The sequence below is a fragment of the Pseudomonas sp. BJa5 genome, assembly GCF_030272875.2.
In the GTDB taxonomy this organism is placed as follows: domain Bacteria; phylum Pseudomonadota; class Gammaproteobacteria; order Pseudomonadales; family Pseudomonadaceae; genus Aquipseudomonas.
Genome location: NZ_JALRNG020000102.1, coordinates 1 through 333, shown reverse-complemented (window position 1 = coordinate 333; position 333 = coordinate 1). Strand labels below are relative to the sequence as shown.

The following is a 333-nucleotide window of genomic DNA, read 5'->3' as shown; positions in this document are numbered from 1 at the left end:
TCGTCTCCTGGGTCTTCTGGGCGAACAGACGCCCGCGGGTCTAGTCATCGGGGTAGATCTCCGGGTCGTCACGGATCTCGCGCTCCACCAGAGCGGTGGCCGCCGCGTTGCTGATGGCGGAGTGGATGTAGTTGGTCACCTTGGCCATGGTCTGCGGCTGCAGCAGGAATTCGATGAAACGGTGGGCGGTGGCCGCGTGCGGGGCGTCCTTGGGCAGGTAGAGGTTGTCGAACCAGATCAGCGAGCCTTCGTCGGGGATGAAGCACGCCAGGATGAGGTCCTTCTTCGCCTCGACGGCGCGGGCCTGGGCGGTGGCGTAGTCGCCGGACCAGG

Annotated in this window: 1 pseudogene; it reads right to left on the bottom strand. The window is 66.1% G+C overall.

Features of this window, described 5'->3' with window-relative positions:
- Positions 1–43: 43 nt before the first annotated feature.
- Positions 44–333 (bottom strand): annotated as a pseudogene (locus M2D63_RS25595) (extracellular solute-binding protein); the annotation flags it as partial.